The following is a 16396-nucleotide window of genomic DNA, read 5'->3' as shown; positions in this document are numbered from 1 at the left end:
GCCTTTTGTGAGATACATCCATGTATCTCACCCCGAAGAGGCTTGCGCTCAAAAACGTTCCTGACGTTTTTGTAGTTGTTCTAAATAAGCGACGAGCAAAACTTCCGCATCCTGCTCACGCCCCTGACCTACATCCTTGTAGGCCACGCAGAGTGGCGCTTTTAAGTCACAACCCGAAGGGCTGGGACTATTTTTGCGGCCGCCTACGTTGTCAATCACTTATGTAGGATGGCTACACTGCGTGCTTTCCGCCTTGTCGGACACAAAAATAGCCGCCAGCAGTGGTGGATATGAAAGATCAACAAGCCCTAGTTCAGTTTTTGGCAACTTTCATCAGTATTCAGGGATAGGTGCGTAACTGACCTACCACAACGCCCTGGATGCTGAGTCGCTTTGCATCGATCGTAACAGGCTCAAATTCGTCATTCGCTGGCATTAAGGTAATCGTTCCATCCTGGTTGACCAGCATGGTTTTCAGGGTCGCATCAAAACCATCGACTAAAGCCACAATCATGTCTCCATGTCTGGCCTGCCGGGTTGATTCAATCACCACATAATCGCCCGGCATAATACCTTTGCCAATCATCGATTCACCGCTGATTTTCAGGACATATCTACCCTTGCCTTTAAACATGATGCCAAGATCAATTTCTGATTCGTCGGCTACGGCCTCTATCAATCTGCCTGCTGCAATTTTTCCCATCATGGGGAGAATAAGCGATTGATCGGCCCCCTCCTGCTCAGTTAACTGTAAGCCCCGAGTTCTTCCCGATAATCGCTCCAGATATCCCCCGTCAATCAACGCCTGAATGTATCTGTGCGTGGTGCCTTGTGATTTGATTCCTAACCCTTCGGCAATTTCGGTAACCAAAGGTGCTTCATCATTTTCTTCAATGTAATGGCGAATAAAGTTGAGCGTATCTTGCTGTCTTTTAGTTAACATAAATTTTCCCCTAGCGAGAGAACATACCGAGAAGAGAAAATATAGAGAATCTTCTTCTTAAATACAAGCAAAATCTGTCATTTATCGTGCGTAGTCGCCATATCATTGAAAACGTAGAAAAACAGTTTATTTGAACTGGTATAATCTCCGCGCAAATGATATCGTTTCCAGTTAAAAATGAATTGCTACGAGGTAATCATGTTCAAAAAAATTGATGAATTTTTGATGCAAAAATTTCCACATATCATCTTACTCTTCACCGCTTTCTGGTTGGGGTTAGTGGCTATCGGGTGGTTTTTGTCTAAATAGTTACAACTGCTTTTTAGTGAAAAAAAACAACACTGGTTTGATTTGATCCAGATCAATGTCTTCTAGCCCAGCCAGCACGATAATCAACAACGAAAACTTGTTATTAAGCAACGTTGTTAAGGAGGATTATCATGCACAAGTTAGAAGAATGGCTGATGGAGCACTTCATTGAGTTTATTGTATTTATTTCAGTGGTCTGTATTGGCCTGGTAGCATTTGGTTTATTCATGTCCTGAATAGACCACTCTGTTTATACATTAAAGAGCTGGAGTCTTTAGAGGTAATAATTCCGGTTACAGTTTAGTATCTGATAATAAAACTTAATTTGCTTTATCGGATTGCTGGCTGAAAGATTGTTTCGGGGTCACATCTTTATGTAGGGCCGGGTATCAAAATACTGAATACGTTTCAGTTTACGTTTTGGTGTCTGATGGAATATTGGATGTCCGTTTCAAGCTAAAACAATCAATATCCAGTTTGTTAAAACTTAGTTATTATTCGGCATATTCCATTAAATGCTGAAGCATTTTTTATGCATTAAATAAAACACCTTATTATGCCTCCATTGTCAAATGAACAAATTTGGTGTAACCCTGCCAACGTCCTTTAATAGGCTCTAATACGCCAGTTTTGAAAGTACCAGATAACTTTATTTAGCTTTCTGAACGTCGCTAAATCAGCTTTCTAAGTGCAATACTACAGAGTTGAATTTTTAGTGTTCTATCGGTGCAGGATGAACGGCGATACCGGCTGATAAATTACCATACAAAGCGTTACCATCAATTGAGCGAAATTGATATTTGAGCTTATCTCTTCCTGCAACAAACTTTTTGTTGATCAATACAGCCATTTCAGCACATCATTATCTAATGAACGATGTAACCGAAAATAATACTCAACAAATCAGAAACGTATTTTTTGTATCAGATCGGACCGGTTTGACCGCAGAATCTTACGGAAAATGTCTATTGGCGCAATTTCCTGATATTGAATTCGAAACAATTACTCTGGCTTTTGTCGACACTAAAGAAAAAGCTGAGGAAGCACGCGAGCAAATTAATGCGCTTTGTGCCGAATCGCATTTGCCCCCACTGGTTTTCAGCACCTTAGTGAATAACGAAGCCCAAGAGATTATCGAAGACTGTGATGGATTTGTAATCAGTTTATTTCATCAGTTCATCGGTTCGATGGAAAAATTTCTGAATATTGAATCATCACAGAAACTCGGTGTATCGCGAATTTCAATTAGCGATACCACTTATCAGAAACGTCTGGATGCCATAGATTATGCGCTGACGCATGATGATGGTATTCGTCCCGATCAGTATGAAGAATCTGATATCATTTTAGTCGGTGTTTCACGATGTGGTAAAACACCCACCAGTTTGTATTTAGCAATGAACTTCTCCCTCAAAGTGGCTAACTATCCGTTAACCGTTGAAGATTTGGAAGCAGAAGAACTACCTGAGTATCTTAAAATTCATCAACATAAACTTGCCGGCTTAACTATTAAACCGGTGCCGCTGAGTCGAATTCGCCGACAACGCCGCCCTGATAGTAATTATTCCTCTTTGGAAATCTGTCAGGCAGAATTAGACAAAGCGATGATTATGTTTGAGAAAGTGAATATTCCGGTATTTGATACTACAAATACTTCTATTGAGGAAATATCCAGCCGTGTTGTTCGCTCTATGGGCCTCGCGCGTGAGCGCATCCGCGAATCAACCATTACATTTAATAAAACTAAAAATTTAAGGTAGTAGTCATGACCGAATATGTAATTCCACTTGATAAGTTGTGCATGAATGATGTCGGCAGAGTTGGTGGGAAAAATGCTTCTTTAGGTGAAATGTTGCAGAATTTAGCACCGTTGGGTGTAGCTGTTCCAAGCGGTTTTGCGACTACGGCAGATGCTTACAGAGAGTTTTTAAAGCATGACGGACTACAAGACCAGATAAACGAATTATTACGTGAACTGAATGTTGACGATGTCGTTGCACTTCAGAAAGCGGGTAAAACCATCCGTGAATGGATCATGACCATTCCTTATCCGGAAAAAATGGAAGCCGCAATTGATGAAGCTTATGAAAAGCTAGTAGAAGAATACGGTACTTCTACCAGCTGGGCGGTACGTTCATCTGCCACCGCAGAAGACTTACCCGATGCATCGTTTGCCGGACAACAGGAAACCTTTCTGAATGTTTCCGGTTTAGACCATATCAAGTTTGCTATCAGAGAAGTCTTTGCATCACTGTTTAACGATCGAGCGATTGCCTATCGCGATCACCAAGGATTTGAACACAGCGAAGTGGCTTTGTCTGCCGGTATCCAGAAGATGGTGCGCTCTGACATTGCTTCTGCCGGTGTGGCTTTTACCCTGGATACTGAAAGCGGTTTTCGTGATGTGGTCTTTATCACTGGCAGTTACGGTCTTGGCGAGATGGTGGTACAAGGCGCGGTTAATCCAGATGAGTTTTACGTGCATAAAACCACATTAACTGCTGATCGTCCTGCGGTATTACGCAGAACTCTGGGCCAGAAAGCGCTTAAAATGGTTTACTCAGGTGATGCAAAATCACCGGTTAAAACCGTTGATGTCGATCCCGAAGAACGATTGCATTTTTGTCTGAATGATGAAGAAATTGAATCATTGGCCCGCATGGCGATGATTATTGAAAAGCATTACCAAAGACCAATGGATATCGAATGGGCAAAAGATGGTAACGATGGCCAGATTTACATTGTTCAGGCTCGCCCGGAAACGGTTGAAAGCCGCAGTGTAAATGTTACTGAGCAATTCATTTTAAAAGATAAAGGTGAATTGTTGGCCCGTGGTCGCGCCATTGGTAGGAAAATTGGCAGTGGTCGGGTTCGGATTCTGAGCAGCCTCGATCAGATGGATCAATTTGAAGCGGGCGATGTATTACTAACAGATATGACGGATCCTGATTGGGAACCGATCATGAAAAAAGCGGCGGCGATTATTACTAATCGTGGTGGTCGCACCTGTCATGCCGCTATCATTGCACGTGAATTAGGTATCCCGGCTGTAGTAGGCTGTGGCGATGCTACTGAAAAAGTTGCTGAAGGCATTTCAGCCACAGTTTCCTGTGCCGAAGGCGATGAAGGTTATATTTATCAGGGACTGCTTGAGTTTGAACATCGGGTTCAGTCTTTGGACCAAATGCCTGAGTTACCCGTCAAAATTATGATGAATGTGGGGAATCCTGACCGTGCATTCAGCTTTTCACAACTCCCTAATGACGGTGTTGGTCTGGCTCGGCTGGAATTCATTATAAATAATATGATCGGTATTCATCCGAAAGCATTGATGGCCGCCGATAAAATGGATGCGGAAGTACAACAGGTTATCCGCGAAAAAACTACTGCTTATGGCGACCCGGTTGAGTTTTATATCAGCCGTATTACGGAAGGTGTTTCGACTATTGCTGCGGCATTTTATCCATCCAAAGTGATTGTGCGTATGTCCGATTTTAAATCGAATGAATATGGCAACCTCGTTGGTGGCGCTGAATTTGAACCACACGAAGAAAATCCCATGATTGGTTTCCGTGGTGCAGCACGCTACAGCTCTCCGGAATTCGAGGCCTGCTTTGAATTGGAATGTGAAGCGATCAAGCGTGTCCGTGATGTCATGGGTTTAACCAATGTTGAAGTCATGATTCCTTTTGTACGGACGTTGAGTGAAGCTGAAGCCGTCATCAAAATTTTGAAAAAGAATGGTCTGGAACGCGGTAAAAATGGCCTGCGGTTGATCATGATGTGTGAATTACCTTCCAATGCAGTACTGGCAGATCAATTTCTGGAATTCTTTGATGGCTTTTCAATCGGGTCTAACGATATGACTCAGCTGACATTGGGGCTCGACCGGGATTCTGCACAAATTGCCGCAGCATTTGATGAACGTGATCCAGCGGTATTGGCGATGCTGGAGATGGCGATTAATGCCTGTCACAAAGCAGATAAATACGTCGGTATCTGTGGACAAGGACCTTCGGATCATCCTGATTTAGCAGCATGGCTGCTTGAACGTGGAATCAGCAGTATTTCACTAAATCCGGATACGGTGGTCAGTACCTGGCAGGCGTTAGCTAAACAGTAAAATCGATTAAATTTGCACCAAACAAAATGAGCCCTCCGGGGCTCATTCTATTTCTGTTGATAATTTATTTGGTAGTATCTTTAATTCAATCAAGTACTAGATTCACCGTCGCCTGGTTATGAACCACGCCGTTGATAAGTATTTCAATAGTGTGTTGGCCACCATAGTATTGCCGGGTAGTCAGTTTTAAAAATCCGTGTGACTTCTTTAGATAGATACTTTCCTTGGCCGGTAAAGCGATGTTTTTCCATTTATAAACTTTCGCGGTGGTCTTGCCGTTGTTTTTGACATACCAGACACGATAATCCACCACCAATTGTTGAGCCTGACTGGTTTTAGAATGGATAGACAACAACATTTCCAATTTTTGACCCAATGTCACATCTTGCTCAGTTAAATCAAAGTCTATCTCAACGGCTGGGTGGTCACTATAACCCAGTAATGGGAATACAGCTGGCTCACCTGCCTTAATCAGACTGCGAAGCCCGTGACGGATAATCCAGCGACGTTGAGGTGTGGAATTTTTCAACCAATCACGACAGATATCGATTACTCGCTGTGGATGGTCTTTACTAATGTCATTTAAATTATTGGCAACAGATTTTTGGACATATTTACTTTTGTCATCTCTGAGCTGACTCAGTATTTCAAATACCGGCTGCGGGTCTTGTTTTAATGCCTTTAAATGCCCTCCCCAAGGTAATCTTGGCCGCATCCCTTCTGATGCCAGTCGCCGGACATGCTCATTCTCATCATCACACCATCGCAATAATTCTTTGAAGGTCAGCTCAAAATGTTGTTCTATGTAGGGTCTGATAGCAAATTCTGCAGTAAACAATGGTGTGAGATGCTTTAACACATCCAGTGCGATTGTCGGCTGCTGCAGCCCTTGCTTTCCAGCATAGTCAATTAATGGCCATGCCATAAAACTATGCCAACCTTTACTGGGCTCCTGATTGGGCCAGTGCGCGGCAACCTGCTTCAACCATTTGGCATTCACAGAGAAATCCTCAACCAGTAATACTGCCAAAACGTTACTAAGATGGTTGACGCGGGTTTTAAGTGGCATGGATTCCAACTGTGACATTGCCATAACCCTGAACTTATCGTCAGGAAAATCCGGTTGATAGCCTTTGATTAATCCTGCTAACACATCGATAGAATTGGCATTTATATGATCTTTTAATAAAGCTGGGGGCGATTCAGCTAACGGATCAGACTTTGCCATTTCAACTCACTCTTTTTTTCAGACATAAAAAAACCGTGGCTCGAAAGCCACGGTTTTTATTTTACGGTATTACGAGAGAGTTAAGCTTGTTGGTTTGCTTTTGTTCTTCTGCGAACAGCCATAAAGCCCATTAAACCTGAACCGAACAACCATACCGCTGCTGGTAAAGGAACCTCACTAATAGGCGGACAGTAGACGCCAGAAACTTCCAGTTTTGACCAAAAAACGTCTTCTGAATTATCGGTGAAAAGCGCTTTCAGTGATAAACCATCAATAATTTCATCAAAAAGACTAGAGCTTAATGAAAAAACATCGTAACCGCCATCTAGCCAGCCAATATGCTCAAGTCCAGTGCCATACCAATTATCTGTATAAGCGAAAATTTTATCCCACCCGAAAATAAAAAAGTTATCAGCATTAGATTTTACAGTTAAAGTTGCTGATTCAATTGTCAAATCAGCTACATCGATACTATCGAAACCCCAGTAAGCGTATTTTCCACTGTTATTAATATCGCCAGTCGTCAAGGTAGTTGAGAAAGGCTGGCTATTATCACAGAGATCACCATTATCACAGTAATGTGGTTTAGGATGATAAAAAGTGGCTGATGCAGTTGTAGAAAAACCTAACATCAAAAGTGTCGCGGCAAAGATTGGTGTTAATAATTTCATTTACATTTCCTTCCTGAAAATGCAACCCGGCTATCTTATTAAGGAAGACCCGTGGCTTTCCGTCTCTTGGCTCACACCAAGGTTGGCACTCAAATATTTAGTATTGCTCCGGTTCATTCCTGGAGCAATGGTGCCTATATTAAAGGAAAAATTTCCTAAAACTATTGTACCTTGGTACTAAATAGGGAACTTTTTTAACTTCAATTTCCGAGTACTTTGTGAACCATTTAAAACTACTAGAAATATTTTCCCATCATTTTTGAAATAATGCGATCGATTCAACATGACTGGTATGAGGAAACATATCCATGATGCCGGTTTGTACAAGCGTATATCCATATTGATTCACCAGTTCACCGGCATCACGGGCCAGAGTAGCGGGGTTACAGGAAACGTAAACAATGGTTTTGGCGCCCAGATCAGCAATCTGACCCAGCACTTCAAACGCGCCGCTTCTGGGAGGATCCAGTAATACTTTTGTGAAACCTTCCTGTGCCCAAGGATAATCTTTCAATTGTGTTATCGTTAAATCAGCCATTTCAAATACAGCGTTGTCCAGACCATTCATCCCGGCATTTCTCTGTGCATGTGCCACTAGAGATTTATCCCCTTCTACCCCAATCACACTTCGGACACGTTTTGCCAAAGGCAGGGTAAAGTTACCCAAACCACAAAACAGATCCAGTACCCGATCGGTTTCCTGCAAATCAAGCATCTCAATCGCCTTGGCAATCATTTTATGGTTGATAGCGGCGTTGACCTGAGTAAAGTCGCCCGGGGCAAATTCCAGTCTGAGACCTTCTTCAGGTGCATAATGCAATTGTGGTGCTTCAGGCCATAATGGACTGACGGTATCCGGCCCGCCTGGTTGTTGATAGATCCACAAATCCTTTTGCTGACCATAGTTAATCAATTTTTGCTTATCTGTTTCACACAATGGATCCATGTTCCGGAAAACCAGAGCTGTATTGGCATCATCCATCGCCACTTCTATTTGTGCGATTCGGTTATAGGCTTCAAGGCTGGCAATCATTTCCCCTAGCTCTTCCAGGCGTAATCCAACGCGTGGATCCAATACTTCACATTGCGTTAACTCAGCCAGATAAGGTGACCCTTTTTCTCTAAAGCCGACCAGCACTTTTTCTTTTTTGGTCACATAACGGACACCTAAACGAGCTTTACGTCGATAGCCCCACAGAGGGCCAGTTAACGGTGCTAACCAATTCTCTGGTGTCAGTTGTCCAAAGTGCGAAAGCTGTTCCTTTAAGGTGTCTTGTTTCAGGCTTAACTGAGCTTCTGGTGACATATGCATCAAACTGCACCCACCACACACACCAAAATGTTGGCATTTTGCTTCAACGCGATCCTTGGAGGCAGACTCAATCGAGATTACTTTGGCCTCATCATATTTTTTATGCAGCCGGGTATATTTAAACGACACATTTTCACCCGCCAACGCACCGTCGACAAAGACGGTTTTACCCTCAATTCGGGCAATGCCACGACCATCATGAGAAAGACTCTCTATAGTTGCCTGAACAGCTTCTGTAGGGAGCCGTTTTCTGTGATTACGTCGTGCCATTTGTTAAACCTTTAAACGAAAATTACATAAAAAAAGTCCGGTCATGCTTTTGCATAACCGGACTTAAACTTGATTGAAAAATTATTTTTGCTTCCAGCTGCCGCCTTGCTGATACCACCAACCTTTGGCTGCATTGCTTATCCAGCGTCTGGCAAAGGTTTCCTGGATATCAGATTCCCATTCAGGATGCCCGTTAGCACGGGCTATTTCAGCGTATAAGGCGTTACGATCCTGATTCTCTTCAGCGATCAGAGTATTTACTGTATTACGATCTTTTAATGGCACTGCAGAGGCATCACGCAAGGTAATCAGACCATTACTGGTTAATCCCACCGCACCGGTTTGATAAAAAGGATGCAGTTTCTCATGGCGCTGTTTCATTTTTGCCTGCAAAGCATTAATTGCCGGCGAATTAATATTCAAATTGGCTTCTGCCTGCGCCGGTGAGACCAACCAGTTCAATACCTGCATTGCAAGCGGCATATTCTGTTTTAAAGCACTAGTACTGTCTTCCGATTCAGTCGGTTGTGGCTGCGTCGGGTTTTCGCGTCCCCATACATCTTCAATAATTCGATCTGCAGCTTTTTCAGCAGCCGCTGCCGGAAAATAGATATTGATTGTCACACAGGAAATCAGCATTAACCCTGCGGTAGTGCCCGTTAACCATTTTAATAAACCCATTCGATTTTCCTTTATTGAATAACTGGCCCGTCGCTTTGACTGACCGCTTTTAATCTGGCGATTAATTCTGGCCAATCCACCTCACGGTTATAGCCAATCACATTAATCCATGGTGGCAGGCCGCCACCTTTAACAATATAGTACCCTTGCTCAGCAGGTTCTATACCATCCATCTGACAGACAGAATTCATCAAACGACAACTTAGACCAATTTTGCTATAGGAAAAATCTTCAAACAGGCCCATAAACCCACGCGATAAAATGGCAGCCGGACCACCACCAATCTGCGAAAGATTATTGACGGCACGCTGACTTATTCGCCGCCGACCTGGATCCTCTTCTGGTGTCTCAAATAATGCATCAAATTGCACCGGTTGCCAGTTTGATAAGCGTAAATTATGGATACGACCATCTAATTTGCCGCTTATATTACCAAAATCGAAAGTATTGGTGAGCGTCTGTAGATCCAGACGGTTAATATCGATATTGGCATACAACTGAGGCAGGCTTCCGAATGGCTGTTGTAAACGGAGATCTCTAATCACCGTCGTGCCATCAAATAATTTCAGTAACAATGCTCCATCGACAGTGATCTCTTCATCAGCATAACTGACTTTGGGGATCATGCCGGACAATTTACCTTGAAGCGTTGGCCAGCCCAGTAAAGGACTTAATTGATCCATTGAAATCGGGCTTAATAATCCCTCAAACTGCCAGCTTCTTCCCTGCTCTTCATCAAGACTTAATTGAAAGTCATTCAGTGATAATGCTCCATCCAGAATAGGTACTGACAAATTGGAAAATTGAATCTGATTCTGACTCGCTTCTGCCTGTAAGGTTGAGCCACCCAATGGCAAGGATAAAATAGAAGCCGAGTTCCAGCGTAAATCAATCGGTATCACTGACTCCTGGTTAGTCCATCCCAGTTTTCCTTCAAGGTTATCAATAGCAAACCGTCCAGCATCATCGACTATAGTGACCGACTGTAAATTCATTTGAAACAGATATTGCTCTGGCTGCCATTGCAAACTGGCTGTTAACTCCCCGCTGGTTTGCAAATGACTCAGGGACGAACCTGGAATAAATGGTTGTAACCAGTCTTTATATAATTGTGCTAAATCAGTGCTACGGAGGTCCATTTGCAGATGTGTTAATTGCGTTGCCTTACCATTTAACTCTGCATTGGCTGAAATGGAAGTGCTTTGTGAAAATTCAACATCATTTATCTGCCATGTTTTGTTGGCATTATTGAATTGTCCTTCACTGCTTAACGTGACAGAGTGTTCAGCCAAATCCAAAAAGATCGGTTCAAAGTAGGTCTGGCCCTCATCGATAGTCAGCGTTTGCTGCCATGACCAGCGATCATTTTCGATTTGCAGTGCCAGTTGTATTTGGGCCGCCAGAGCTTCGCCAGCATAACTTCCGCTGGGATCAGCAAACATTACATCTCTTAGTTTTCCGGAAACGTTTGCCGAGGCTAAGCGTGTTTGATTACCGGTAAGTTCTGCATCAATATCCATTAGGGCATTGATATTCCATTGCGAAAGTAATTCCAGTTGCTTTTCATTAACGTATGGACCGATAAATTTAACCAAACTCTTTAACGCAACATTTTCCCCGGCCACCTGAGCTTGCCATTGACCCTGTTGGTAATCCGCCTGAACATCCATGCTGCCTTGATCCAGCTGGATACCTGTTAAAGTCAGTTGATAATTTTCTTCTTCTGCACGAGATTTAATATTGAATGCTATTTTTTGGTTGCCCCAAATAGCATGGGTGAAGTCCAGTTGACCAGACTGACAATCTATTTGCCCGGATAACCAGCGTAAGGTTTCACAGCGCAGTCTGACATTTTTTAACAGACCTACTGGTGCTGTTAACTGTAATTGTTTGGCTGTGGCAGTAAGCGCTAATCCGGTGGATTGTAAATTGACTTCAACTTGCAAATCAGTGATGTCGACTTGCTCGCTTGACCAGGAGCCGATCTGAATAGCTGCCTGTTCTATTGCATGTAACTGGGAGGTCGCTACCAGTAATAAAACCAATAAGACTAGAGTCCTGGCTAACATTAGTCTGCCGGAAACACACCTGTAGAAAGATAGCGGTCACCACGATCACAAATAATGCAAACGATAACAGCATTGGAAACCGTTTCCGATAATCGTAACGCAGCAGCAACACTGCCACCTGATGAAACGCCACAGAAGATGCCTTCATCACTGGCCAGTTTGCGCATGGTGTCTTCAGCAACTTCCTGTTCTACATCAAGCGTCATATCTACTCGTTCCGGCTCAAAGATTTCTGGCAGATAAGCAGCTGACCAGCGTCGGATACCCGGTATTTTTGAGCCTTCGACGGGTTGAACCCCGACTATCTGAACTGCTGGATTCTGTTGTTTCAAATATCTGGAAACCCCCATAATGGTGCCAGTTGTTCCCATGGCGCTGACAAAATGGGTTACTTCTCCATTGGTATCCCGCCAGATTTCAGGTCCGGTCGTTTCATAATGCGCTAATGGATTATCAAAATTACCAAACTGATTCAGAACTTTGCCTTCCCCCATCGCCTGCATCTGCAGCGCCAAATCACGTGCGGATTCCATTCCATCGGTTAAAATAATTTCGGCACCATAAGCCCGCATTGAAGCCCGCCGTTCCGAACTCATATTTTCCGGCATAATCAGAATCATCCGATATCCCAGAATAGCGGTGACCATTGCCAGCGCAATACCGGTATTGCCACTGGTCGCCTCTATCAGCGTATCGCCAGGCTCAATATCACCTCTCAGTTGAGCATGGCGAATCATGCTGGCAACCGGCCGATCTTTAACCGATCCGGCAGGGTTATTACCTTCCAGCTTAGCCAAAATCGTATTACTGGTATTGCCGGGCAATCGCTGTAAACGGACCAGAGGTGTATTGCCTATGCAGGATTCAATGGTGGGATATTGTGACATTCTAACCTTCCACCAGGACAACATAGGCGGTGGCATAATCACCATCGTCACTCAGACTGAGCATAGCTGTCTGGATATTTTTTTCTGACAATAACTGTTCGGCATAAGCATTAAAGACCAGTTCCGGTTTGCCCAGACTATTATTGCGAACGGCGATATGTTGCAGGCTTAACCCATCCCGAAAGCCTGTGCCCAGGGCTTTGGCCGTGGCTTCTTTTGCAGCAAACCGTTTAGCCAGAAATGCGGCAGGTTGCTGGTTTTTTTGAAACTGCTCGAATTCGCTCACATCCAGAATACGCTGTGCGGCTTTATCGCCGTACTTTTTTAACATTTCTGCGATACGGGGAATATGCACTAAATCCGTGCCAATACCACTAATCATGAATGTCGTGCACCTAACATCAGTTTTTTCATTTCCCGGACGGCTTCCTGAAAGCCGGTAAAGAATGATCGTGCCACAATGGCGTGGCCGATATTCAGCTCCACCAGCTCTTTAATCTCTGCGATGGGTCTTACATTGTGATAATGCAAACCATGACCAGCATTCACCTGCAAGCCCATAGCATGGGCTTTTTCAGCAGCTTGACGAATGATTTTCAGCTCATGCTGGGCTTCAGCCGCTGAACTGGCCTCTGCATAACGACCGGTATGTAACTCAATGACCGGCGCACCACAGGCCGCAGCAGCTTCAATTTGTTTCATTTCTGGATCAATAAATAATGAAACAGTAATGCCGGCTTCTGCTAATCGCGAACAGGCGTCATGCATTCTGGATTGTTGTCCGGCAACATCCAGCCCACCTTCCGTGGTTAACTCTTCTCTGCGTTCCGGTACCAGACAGCAATCAGCTGGACGGTATAGTTCAGCGATGCCAAGCATTTCTTCGGTTACCGCCATCTCCAGATTCATTTTGGTTTGCAGAATATCGGCCAGCATTCTGACATCGCGATCCTGAATATGCCGGCGATCTTCGCGTAAATGCAGCGTAATACTGTCAGCACCGGCTTGTTCGGCTTCAATAGCTGCCTGAATCGGATCGGGGTAACGGGTACCGCGGGCTTGTCTTAACGTGGCCACATGATCAATATTAACGCCAAGATAAATCGACATGATGTTCCTTAATTAATTCGCTGTTTTAGGGCCGGCATAACGTTGCATTTCAGCAAACAACTGCCGGCTTTTCAGCGGTTTGCCATCCAAATGATAGTTTATTATCAAACGCATTAAGTGTTTTGTTTCATTGAGGCTAACCGGATCACTCAGTTTTTCCTGCTGTAGCTGTGACAAACTGGCTCCTGAAATAATCCTTTTTCTGTCATTTGCCAGACAAGGTTGCAACCCAAGCTCCGGCTGATAACTGTAATGCTGTTCATCGGACACTGGCTCACCCTGACTATCGTTGTTCAGGTCCAGCCCATAACCTAACGCTTCCAGCAATCGCTTTTCAAAAAGTCTTAACACTTGCTCAGCCTTCTCAGCCTGCTGTAAGCCATCCAAAGCTTTTTGATATGCATCAAACACCATTGGTTCTTCTTGCTGCTGGGTTAACAATCTGACTAATAATTCATTGATATAAAGACCGCATAAAGCAGCATGACCCTGCAACCAATAAGGTGCGCTGGTCGTTTCAATTTTGCTTATTGTCAGTAAGTCACCTCTTCCAAACCAGTTTACCCAAAGCGGTTGGAATAATTGGAGTGGGTTGTTGTGACGGCGTTTGTTTTGGCGCATGCCGCGGGCTACCAAGCTTAATCGACCATAATCTTCAGTAAATACATCCAGCAAAAAACTGGTTTCCCGATAAGGACGTTGGTGTAAAACAAATGCCTGGGTGAATTCCACCGTAATGCCTAATCAGAGATCGTCGTTATAGCCCAGATTTCTGAGCATGCGCTCGTTATCAGACCAGCCCTCACGCACTTTGACCCATAATTGCAAGAACACCTTACAGTCAAATAACTTTTCCATATCTTCTCGGGCATCTTTACCGACTTGCTTGAGTAACTCACCTTTTTTGCCAATAACAATGGATTTCTGACCACTGCGTTCTACATAGATAACAGCGCTGATACGGTACATGCCGTTATCATCTTCAAACTGTTCGATATCTACAGTTAGTGAATACGGTAATTCCTGGCCTAAATGACGGAACAGTTTTTCACGAACCATTTCAGCGGCCAGAAAACGTGAGCTACGGTCGGTGAGCTGATCTTCATCAAAGATCATCTCGCCTTCTGGCATTAATTTATATATCGATTCTTCAAGAGATTCCAGATTGATGCCTTTGCGGGCTGATAATGGCACGATATCAGTAAATTTAAACAATGCAGCAAGCTTTTCTACCTGTGGAAACAAAGTAGCTTTATCTTCCAGTTTATCTATTTTGTTCATCACCAAAATGACTGGCTTGCTGGTCCCCTGCAGTTTTTGCAAAACCCGCTCATCTTCCTCAGTCCATTTCATACCTTCGATTACAAACACCACCACATCCACATCTTCAACGGAAGCGGCTGCAGCACGGTTCATATAGCGATTCATGGCCCGTTTGCCATCACTGTGGATACCAGGTGTATCAACGTAAATGAACTGTCCCAATTCCGAAGTTTTAATCCCCAGAATGCGGTGACGGGTGGTTTGCGGGCGACGCGAGGTAATACATAACTTTTGACCCAACACCCGATTAATCAGGGTGGATTTGCCGACATTGGGACGGCCTATAATGGCTACATAGCCACTGCGAAAAGCAGGTTGATCATTCATAATTTTGACTCGATTAGCGTCAGGGCGCGTTCAGCGGCTTTTTTCTCAGCCTTACGATGACTGCTTCCCTGAGCCACCACTAATTTATTCAGCAAACTTACCTGACAAGAGGCTTCAAAAACAGGCTGTTTATCAGCGGATTCAATTTCTCTCACACTGTATAGCGGCAAAGGTAATTTGCGGCTTTGTAGTAATTCCTGCAAGCGGGTTTTGGGATCTTTTATGGTTTCAGTAACATCAATAGAATCCAGCCGTTCATCATAAAGACGCAGAATCAACGGCTTGACGATATCAATGCCACTATCCAGAAACAGTGCACCTAGAATGGCTTCTAAGGCATCGGCCAGAATTGACTCACGGCGGAAACCACCACTCTTCAATTCCCCCTGTCCGAGGATTAACACATCACCCAATTTGAGTTCACGGGCTATTTCCGCCAGGGTTTCCCCTTTCACCAGGCTGGCACGCAGGCGACTCATCTTGCCTTCCTTGGCTTGGGGAAAACGATTAAACAGTTCTTCGGCAATCACGAAACTCAAAATCGCATCGCCCAGAAATTCCAGCCGTTCATTATTTTTTGGATCAGCACTGCGATGTGTCAGTGCCTGCAATAACAATGTTTCATTTTTAAATTGAATGCCAAGTTGCTGGCAGAGTTTTTTCTGTTTGATGCTTGTCATCGATTTGTCGGTTCCGGTTCCACATCCACTTCTGTCACAAAATGCCCAACTAAATCAATGTGGGCAAAAAACGGCTTCCGCACTTCATAATCAAGCACTATTTTGGTGACATAGGCATTGCTTCTGCCACGGAATAATTCGATATTTTCTTTTTTCACACTGGAGATATAACCGGTATTAAACCTTTTACTCAGTAGTAACATTACTTGTTGATTGCTCAGCTTATTGTTTTTTAATTCGGTTTCCATAGACTTCATGATTTGCAAAACACCATAGTATTCCTGGTACATCGGTACCAATCGCATGGTTAAAGTGGCAAAAAATGCGATGATTGCCAGTACTATCACCCAACTGATTAGTGTCATTCCCTGTTGTTTTTTCATGATGCACTCCTAGGTCTTGTTTATCTTTCACATCCACCACTGCTGGCGACTATTTTTGTATCCACCAAGGCCGAAAGCAC

The 16396-nt window shown here is 43.8% G+C and carries 16 protein-coding genes and 1 riboswitch; of the genes, 2 read left to right on the top strand and 14 right to left on the bottom strand.

Going from position 1 to position 16396, the window contains the following annotated elements; genetic code table 11:
• Positions 1–340 precede the first annotated feature (340 nt).
• Both lexA and B3S93_RS11300 read right to left on the bottom strand, forming a co-directional pair.
• Entirely contained in the window at positions 341–943 is a 603-nt protein-coding gene (gene lexA, locus B3S93_RS11305) for a transcriptional repressor LexA (protein WP_292355543.1), read from the bottom strand.
• 1021 nt (positions 944–1964) lie between these two features.
• Entirely contained in the window at positions 1965–2102 is a 138-nt protein-coding gene (locus tag B3S93_RS11300; protein WP_292355541.1) for a hypothetical protein, read from the bottom strand.
• Between the two features lie 19 nt (positions 2103–2121).
• Here B3S93_RS11300 and B3S93_RS11295 point away from each other — a divergent pair, with 19 nt between their 5' ends.
• Positions 2122–3012 carry a pyruvate, water dikinase regulatory protein gene (locus B3S93_RS11295; protein ID WP_292355538.1) on the top strand — a complete coding sequence of 297 codons (891 nt, stop codon included), beginning with the start codon at positions 2122–2124 and terminating at the stop codon, positions 3010–3012.
• A gap of 5 nt (positions 3013–3017) precedes the next feature.
• On the top strand, positions 3018–5375 hold the full coding sequence (ppsA, locus tag B3S93_RS11290; RefSeq protein ID WP_292355536.1) for a phosphoenolpyruvate synthase: 2358 nt from the start codon (positions 3018–3020) through the stop codon (positions 5373–5375).
• An 85-nt stretch (positions 5376–5460) separates the two neighbouring features.
• Here ppsA and B3S93_RS11285 read toward each other — a convergent pair whose 3' ends face one another.
• From B3S93_RS11285 to B3S93_RS11230, 12 genes are all read right to left on the bottom strand, one after another.
• Positions 5461–6603 (bottom strand): DNA alkylation repair protein, encoded by a 1143-nt coding sequence (locus B3S93_RS11285; protein ID WP_292402182.1) that lies wholly within the window; start codon positions 6601–6603, stop codon positions 5461–5463.
• Between the two features lie 80 nt (positions 6604–6683).
• A complete protein-coding gene (locus B3S93_RS11280; protein ID WP_292355532.1) occupies positions 6684–7274 on the bottom strand; it encodes a VPLPA-CTERM sorting domain-containing protein in 591 nt (196 codons plus the stop codon).
• A 17-nt stretch (positions 7275–7291) separates the two neighbouring features.
• A riboswitch (cyclic di-GMP riboswitch) is annotated at positions 7292–7371 on the bottom strand.
• A 156-nt stretch (positions 7372–7527) separates the two neighbouring features.
• Positions 7528–8856, bottom strand: a complete 1329-nt coding sequence (gene rlmD, locus B3S93_RS11275) for a 23S rRNA (uracil(1939)-C(5))-methyltransferase RlmD (RefSeq protein WP_292355530.1) — start codon at positions 8854–8856, stop codon at positions 7528–7530.
• 81 nt (positions 8857–8937) lie between these two features.
• Positions 8938–9537, bottom strand: coding sequence for a YdbL family protein (locus B3S93_RS11270; RefSeq protein WP_292355528.1), 600 nt, complete (start codon positions 9535–9537; stop codon positions 8938–8940).
• Positions 9538–9548: 11 nt separating this feature from the next.
• Complete coding sequence (locus B3S93_RS11265; RefSeq protein WP_292402181.1) at positions 9549–11606, bottom strand: hypothetical protein; 2058 nt, start codon at positions 11604–11606, stop codon at positions 9549–9551.
• The gene (gene cysM, locus B3S93_RS11260; RefSeq protein WP_292402179.1) at positions 11606–12493 is read right to left on the bottom strand and encodes a cysteine synthase CysM; all 888 of its coding nucleotides are present in this window, start codon (positions 12491–12493) and stop codon (positions 11606–11608) included. Before cysM ends, B3S93_RS11265 begins: the two co-directional genes overlap by 1 nt.
• Position 12494: 1 nt before the next feature.
• Complete coding sequence (gene acpS, locus B3S93_RS11255; protein ID WP_292355521.1) at positions 12495–12875, bottom strand: holo-ACP synthase; 381 nt, start codon at positions 12873–12875, stop codon at positions 12495–12497.
• Positions 12872–13603, bottom strand: a complete 732-nt coding sequence (gene pdxJ / locus B3S93_RS11250) for a pyridoxine 5'-phosphate synthase (protein WP_292355520.1) — start codon at positions 13601–13603, stop codon at positions 12872–12874. The genes acpS and pdxJ overlap by 4 nt, the downstream gene beginning before the upstream one ends.
• Before the next feature lie 12 nt (positions 13604–13615).
• Positions 13616–14335 (bottom strand): DNA repair protein RecO, encoded by a 720-nt coding sequence (gene recO / locus B3S93_RS11245; protein ID WP_292402176.1) that lies wholly within the window; start codon positions 14333–14335, stop codon positions 13616–13618.
• Positions 14336–14347: 12 nt separating this feature from the next.
• Positions 14348–15253, bottom strand: coding sequence for a GTPase Era (gene era / locus B3S93_RS11240; RefSeq protein ID WP_292355516.1), 906 nt, complete (start codon positions 15251–15253; stop codon positions 14348–14350).
• Positions 15250–15933, bottom strand: coding sequence for a ribonuclease III (rnc, locus tag B3S93_RS11235; RefSeq protein WP_292355514.1), 684 nt, complete (start codon positions 15931–15933; stop codon positions 15250–15252). Before rnc ends, era begins: the two co-directional genes overlap by 4 nt.
• Positions 15930–16316: a DUF4845 domain-containing protein gene (locus tag B3S93_RS11230; RefSeq protein ID WP_292355512.1), complete on the bottom strand. Its 387-nt coding sequence runs from the start codon at positions 16314–16316 to the stop codon at positions 15930–15932. Before B3S93_RS11230 ends, rnc begins: the two co-directional genes overlap by 4 nt.
• Positions 16317–16396 lie beyond the last annotated feature (80 nt).

The organism is Methylophaga sp. UBA3613, assembly GCF_002375415.1.
In the GTDB taxonomy this organism is placed as follows: domain Bacteria; phylum Pseudomonadota; class Gammaproteobacteria; order Nitrosococcales; family Methylophagaceae; genus Methylophaga.
This window is presented reverse-complemented; position numbering and strand designations above follow the sequence as displayed.

Bases quoted from the DNA above. Each gene is read 5' to 3' on its own strand.
- B3S93_RS11270 (WP_292355528.1), bottom strand. From the start codon at position 9,537: ATGGGTTTATTAAAATGGTTAACGGGCACTACCGCAGGGTTAATGCTG.
- B3S93_RS11295 (WP_292355538.1), top strand. From the start codon at position 2,122: ATGAACGATGTAACCGAAAATAATACTCAACAAATCAGAAACGTATTT.
- rlmD (WP_292355530.1), bottom strand. From the start codon at position 8,856: ATGGCACGACGTAATCACAGAAAACGGCTCCCTACAGAAGCTGTTCAG.
- pdxJ (WP_292355520.1), bottom strand. From the start codon at position 13,603: ATGTCGATTTATCTTGGCGTTAATATTGATCATGTGGCCACGTTAAGA.
- rnc (WP_292355514.1), bottom strand. From the start codon at position 15,933: ATGACAAGCATCAAACAGAAAAAACTCTGCCAGCAACTTGGCATTCAA.
- acpS (WP_292355521.1), bottom strand. From the start codon at position 12,875: ATGATTAGTGGTATTGGCACGGATTTAGTGCATATTCCCCGTATCGCA.
- ppsA (WP_292355536.1), top strand. From the start codon at position 3,018: ATGACCGAATATGTAATTCCACTTGATAAGTTGTGCATGAATGATGTC.
- lexA (WP_292355543.1), bottom strand. From the start codon at position 943: ATGTTAACTAAAAGACAGCAAGATACGCTCAACTTTATTCGCCATTAC.
- era (WP_292355516.1), bottom strand. From the start codon at position 15,253: ATGAATGATCAACCTGCTTTTCGCAGTGGCTATGTAGCCATTATAGGC.
- cysM (WP_292402179.1), bottom strand. From the start codon at position 12,493: ATGTCACAATATCCCACCATTGAATCCTGCATAGGCAATACACCTCTG.
- B3S93_RS11285 (WP_292402182.1), bottom strand. From the start codon at position 6,603: ATGGCAAAGTCTGATCCGTTAGCTGAATCGCCCCCAGCTTTATTAAAA.
- B3S93_RS11230 (WP_292355512.1), bottom strand. From the start codon at position 16,316: ATGAAAAAACAACAGGGAATGACACTAATCAGTTGGGTGATAGTACTG.
- B3S93_RS11265 (WP_292402181.1), bottom strand. From the start codon at position 11,606: ATGTTAGCCAGGACTCTAGTCTTATTGGTTTTATTACTGGTAGCGACC.
- B3S93_RS11280 (WP_292355532.1), bottom strand. From the start codon at position 7,274: ATGAAATTATTAACACCAATCTTTGCCGCGACACTTTTGATGTTAGGT.
- B3S93_RS11300 (WP_292355541.1), bottom strand. From the start codon at position 2,102: ATGGCTGTATTGATCAACAAAAAGTTTGTTGCAGGAAGAGATAAGCTC.